Source organism: Bacillus sp. B2-WWTP-C-10-Post-4 (genome assembly GCF_009183805.1).
In the GTDB taxonomy this organism is placed as follows: Bacteria; Bacillota; Bacilli; order Bacillales; family Bacillaceae_G; genus Bacillus_A; species Bacillus_A cereus.
The window spans coordinates 1-4,893 of sequence record NZ_WEII01000186.1 but is presented as its reverse complement, the minus strand read 5'-3'; the positions used below and the strand labels follow the sequence as shown (position 1 = coordinate 4,893).

The following is a 4,893-nucleotide window of genomic DNA, read 5'->3' as shown; positions in this document are numbered from 1 at the left end:
CTATATGAGTACATTAAAGAAAATTACTAATAATATTTCGAAGGTTATTATAGGAAAAGACGAATCGATAGAACTAGCAGCCATTGCTCTAATAGCAAGGGGACATATTTTATTAGAAGATGTACCTGGGACAGGAAAAACAACATTAGCGAAAAGTTTGGCTAAAAGTGTGGACGCTAAATTTCAAAGAATACAATTTACAGCGGATACTTTGCCTGGAGATGTTATTGGTCTTGAATATTTTCATGTAAAGGAATCGGATTTTAAAACAAGGTTAGGACCCATTTTTGCAAATATCGTATTAGTGGATGAAATTAATCGAGCTGTACCGAGAACACAATCTTCGTTACTTGAGGTTATGGAAGAGCGTACTGTTACAATTGCGAAACAGACACATTCATTACCAGAACCTTTTTTAGTTATAGCAACGCAAAATCCACTCGAATCAGCGGGCACATTTCCGTTACCAGATGCTCAGTTAGACCGGTTTTTACTCACAATACGCCAAGGTTATCATACGAGAGAAGCTGAAAAGGAAATGATGAATCGGTTTCAAATGAATGATCCATTAGAAACGTTACATTCTATTATTTCAAGTGAAGAAATTATTACGATGCAAAAGCGTGCAAGAGAAGTGTTAGTAGGGAATGATGTGCAAGATTATCTCCTTGAAATTATTGAAGCAACTCGTAACCATGAGTTAATTGAAATTGGTGTAAGCCCTCGGGGAACGTTGGCATTTATGAGAGCAATTCAAGCACGGGCAATATTAAATGAAAGAGATTACTGTACGCCAGATGATATTAAGACGCTCGCTGCATCCGTTTGTGCTCATCGTTTAACGTTAACGATTGAGGGAGAGATGAAAACGACGAAAGAACAAATTATGAAAGAAATTCTTCATACGATTAGTGTGCCAGTGGAGAATGTACGATGAATCAACAGCTTGTGTATACACCTTTAGCGGAGCCTTTCGTAATGGGGGTTATGTCAGTTGTAGCCGTTATTTTAAGTGTATTTTCAAGTAATCTACTGTTTTTATCTCTCGTATTTTTATATGTAATTTTAATAGGTGCTATGCATGTATATATACGTAAAGTATCTCGTGTTGAATGGGAATACAGTCAAGGGAATTCGAACGTTTTTATAGGTGAAACGAATATGTGCAAAATGAAAATTTCAAACAAGTCGATATTTCCTATTCTTAATATCGTATTTCGATTTAAATGTGAAAATAAGCTAACTTGGAATCATGATGAAATAAACAAAAATCATAGTACAGGTTCAAATTATTATATGAATTTTAATTTAAAAGGAAGGGAGTCAGTTTCATTTGATTTGCAAGCTGTAGCGTTAAAAAGAGGCATCGCGAAATGGGAAGAAGTTGAAATTGTTATTACTGATCTCTTTGGATTTATAACGAACCATATAACATATAAACAAGTTGATACGCCCTCTTATTTAGTCTTACCAGCTGTTCCGAAAATACAAGTTCCTGAATTACAAGAATGGTCACGAGGATTTCGAAAAGCGATGTCTTCACCCTTATATGATGAAACGAAAGTAATGGGAGTAAAGTCTTATGAAAATGAAGATTTTCGTTCCATCCACTGGAGTGCAACAGCGAAAACAGGGACGATAACTGCGAAAAAGTATGAGCGAACACAATGTGATAAATACGCGATTTATCTCAACTTGCAAAATAAAAGTGGTGTTTCTTTGCGAAATGATATAGAGGAACTAATTGAATTAACAGCAGGTATATGCAAACAACTTCTTATGCAAAACTGTTCGTTTGAAGTATGGATCAATAGTGTAAAAGGTAACGGTTTGCTACATATAAAAAATGGGGATAATCGGAAACATTTGCAAAATGTATTAAAGGTACTTGCCTCGATATCAGACCAAGATACGCCTATATCTTCTTCTTACTTTTACACAGCAGGCTTTCGTCGAAAGGAACTGGATGCGGTTCCTTTAATTATTGGTACTTCACCAAAGAAATACAGTAGAACGAATAAATGGATTGTAATGAAAGAATAAGAAGGGGCTTATGTCATGGTGAATAAAAAGCGGCATATGAAAGTGAAGTTATGGAGTGTAAGAACTTTAATCATAATTTTCTTTGCGATTAGTGCGATAACGTTATCACAAGGTGTTGTGTATGTACAGGACATAGTAAAAGAGCGTTTTTTCAGTAAGACTAAGACAATATCGGAAAGAAATTATGACTTTACTAGTATAGGTGAAAATTTTGATGATTCCAAAATAGATGAAGATGAATATGAAGAAGTAGAAGATACAGGTATAAGAACGAAAACGGGTAAAAAATTTCAACCTTTCGAAAGAGAAAGTCTATGGAGTGACCTGCTTTCTGTTCTTTCAAATATATGGATTACTATAGCTTTTTATGTGATAATTGCAATATCAATTATATATGCCATCTACAAGTATATTAGGAAAAAATTGACGAAAACAGAAATAGTACAGGAGAAAGAATTGATTACAAAGCAAACTGCGGTAAGAAGCATAAAGAATGAAAAAGTCATTCATCAGTTAGAACAGCCGTTACCGACAGATAAGATAAGAAAAACGTTAGTTGAATGGGAAAGAACATTACCATTTCATGAACAGAGAAGGTCCTATGAAACGATGCAACAATGGTTAAAAAGAATTTGTAGAACAAGGGATATTATCTCGTTATATGAGTCTGTTCGTTATGGTGAAAAGACGTATACGGATTTAGATGTGGAAGAAATAATGAAGTGGGTAGAGGGAGATGGGAAGGTGGATACATAAATATTCACCTTTTCTTTTTTATATGGAAATTTGATTAACATGAATTATTTTCTTATATGAAACCGTATTCAAATAGGTAAATAAAATTAACTTTATTTACTTATACTTCATTACGTGTTAACCTATACTTAATTTTTATAAATCATAATTAATTTTTGATTTTTTAAGGGTGTGAAAATGTAATGAAATCGGTATTAAAAAGCATACTTATTTCCTTTGTTTTTTCAGCAGTAGGTATGTGTTGGTTACTGTACGTATTATTCAAAGGGGACGGAGACTGGTTATTGTCTTGGATAGGTGTATTAATGGCATATTTATCTTTATATACTTTAATAGATTTATATTGTAAAAATACATACGATAAAAAAATAAATAAATGGCTTATAAAAACAGCGGTGACTAGTTTTAGTTTTTCTGTATTAGGAATCACATTTTGTATCATACATGAGCTATTAACACCATGGAGTCTTAGTTTAATGGTGTGGTATTGGTTGCTAATGTTAGTATTATTTTTAACAACTATAATATCATAAATCAGTTTAGTATTTGTTAATCGTAAAAATCACAATTTCACCGTTGGATATAGAATGCTCATACTTCTAAATGTATTTCTTACATTGGGACCAGTATTATGGCCGCTATTACTTTCTATTATTGGAAATGGTATGAATGCTAGTGCGGGCTGGTAAAAAGGAATATAAATTAGTTGTGTAAAGAATAGGATGAAAAGTTGATATAGAATTTTAAATGTTTAAGAGAACGTGTTTACATAAAAAATGAAAACATGTTCTCTTTTTATTTGCATGCATAACTCTTCCTCAGTTTACCGTATTTAAATTTAAACGTAAGTATTTCGTAAGGAATGGATAAGAAAAAAGAGAGATTTATCATATAGGATGAAAGTATAGCTTGAATCAATCCGATATTAATGGAGGAGAGAAAGCCTTATGAAAAAATGTAATTCAATTAAGTTAGCAAGTTTTGCAGTTTTATTAGCGGGTACTGCTCTATTTACACCTGGTTTTACTGTGACTGCAGAGTCAACTCAAAATATTTCTAGTTCGTCACAAGTACATGATCAAAAGAATCGTAATGGCTGGAAACAAGTAATGCAGGAAACAGTACAGCTTGGTGCTGTAGGAATATTAGCTAAGGCGTCTAACAACGGAAAAACTAGTAGTTTTACTGCTGGCGTGGCGGACTTAAGTACAAAGAAACCGGTGAATTCGGATTATCGCTTTCGGATTGGTAGTGTGACGAAGTCGTTTACTGCCACGACTATTCTTCAATTAGTAGGAGAAAAGCGCTTACAACTTGACGATCCAATTGAAAAGTGGCTACCGGGTCTCGTGCAAGGAAATGGGTATGATGGTAATCAAATTACGATACGACAACTTTTGAATCATACGAGTGGTATCGCTGAATACTTAAAGTCAAAAGACGCGGACATAATGAATTCGAAAAAAACGTATACAGCAGAAGAAATAGTGAAAATAGGCCTTTCGCTGCCTCCAGATTTCTCGCCGGGTAAAGACTGGTTGTATTCAAACACAGGATACGTAATACTAGGAATGCTTATTGAAAAAATAACTGGAAATAGTTATGCGGAAGAAATCGAAAAGCGCATTATTGAACCTTTGGACCTATCAAATACGTTTTTACCAGGAAATTCACCCGTCATCCCAGGAAAGAATCATGCTCGTGGATATGTGAAAATGGAAGGAACAGGCGAGTTGAAAGATATTACTTATTATAATCCGAGTTTAGCTAATGCAGCTGGAGATATGATTTCTAATGCGGATGATTTAAATAAGTTCTTTTCATCTTTACTCGGTGGTAAGTTACTGAAGGAACGCGAGCTAAAAGAAATGCTTACTACAATTCCTATAGAAGGAAAAGGGGTTGGTGACGCATACGGTCTTGGAATCTATGAGACTAAACTTCCAAACGGTGTTTCAGTTTGGGGGCATGGAGGAGGAATTCCTGGATTTACAACTTTTGCTGGGGGAGTAATTGGAGGCAAACATACATTGGCTATCAGTCTCAACTCTATAGGTGGGGTCGATATTGTTCCGCAGTTTAATAAAATGATGC

Annotated in this window: 4 protein-coding genes and 1 pseudogene; all 5 read left to right on the top strand. The window is 34.4% G+C overall.

What is annotated here, in order from left to right; translation table 11 throughout:
• Positions 1–4 precede the first annotated feature (4 nt).
• Positions 5–937 carry an AAA family ATPase gene (locus GBN78_RS28485; RefSeq protein ID WP_152127970.1) on the top strand — a complete coding sequence of 311 codons (933 nt, stop codon included), beginning with the start codon at positions 5–7 and terminating at the stop codon, positions 935–937.
• A complete protein-coding gene (locus tag GBN78_RS28480) occupies positions 934–2,043 on the top strand; it encodes a DUF58 domain-containing protein (RefSeq protein ID WP_152127969.1) in 1,110 nt (369 codons plus the stop codon). The genes GBN78_RS28485 and GBN78_RS28480 overlap by 4 nt, the downstream gene beginning before the upstream one ends.
• Before the next feature lie 15 nt (positions 2,044–2,058).
• On the top strand, positions 2,059–2,799 hold the full coding sequence (locus GBN78_RS28475) for a signal peptidase II (RefSeq protein ID WP_152127968.1): 741 nt from the start codon (positions 2,059–2,061) through the stop codon (positions 2,797–2,799).
• Positions 2,800–2,981: 182 nt separating this feature from the next.
• Positions 2,982–3,488 (top strand): annotated as a pseudogene (locus GBN78_RS28470) (DUF3902 family protein).
• A gap of 258 nt (positions 3,489–3,746) precedes the next feature.
• On the top strand, positions 3,747–4,893 hold a 1,147-nt coding region (locus GBN78_RS28465), incomplete at its 3' end, for a serine hydrolase domain-containing protein (RefSeq protein WP_152127967.1).

Bases quoted from the DNA above. Each gene is read 5' to 3' on its own strand.
- GBN78_RS28480 (WP_152127969.1), top strand. From the start codon at position 934: ATGAATCAACAGCTTGTGTATACACCTTTAGCGGAGCCTTTCGTAATG.
- GBN78_RS28475 (WP_152127968.1), top strand. From the start codon at position 2,059: ATGGTGAATAAAAAGCGGCATATGAAAGTGAAGTTATGGAGTGTAAGA.
- GBN78_RS28485 (WP_152127970.1), top strand. From the start codon at position 5: ATGAGTACATTAAAGAAAATTACTAATAATATTTCGAAGGTTATTATA.